The sequence below is a fragment of the Oleiphilus sp. HI0128 genome (genome assembly GCF_001635365.1).
In genome coordinates this window covers 1-273 of record NZ_LWGG01000578.1, presented here as the reverse complement: position 1 = coordinate 273, position 273 = coordinate 1, and the positions used below count along the sequence as shown (strand labels likewise).

Annotated in this window: 1 protein-coding gene; it reads left to right on the top strand. The window is 46.2% G+C overall.

The genetic code is table 11. The features are described 5' to 3' along the window. Nucleotides 1-273: pyrimidine/purine nucleosidase domain-containing protein (locus tag A3763_RS07040; RefSeq protein ID WP_156494984.1), on the top strand; the 273-nt coding region annotated here is incomplete at both ends.

Here is a 273-nt window from a genome sequence, read left to right as displayed (position 1 = left end):
ATCAAATTTATACGCCAGTCTCGTGGTATCAAGCTGCTGATTGAAAATGCGCCTGGCTCAGCCTTTGTTGATGGCAAGATGATTCGCGGTATTCGGGAACAACTTTTTTCAGTATTAAGAGATGTGCTCTACGTTCAAAACCAACTGCTTGACCCTCAGCATTTTGACTTTGAACACTCCAAGGGCATCACTGATGCAGTCTTTCATATTCTTAGAAATGCCAACTTGCTGCGCAAAGGCGCCCAAGCACCGCTTATAGTCTGCTGGGGTGGC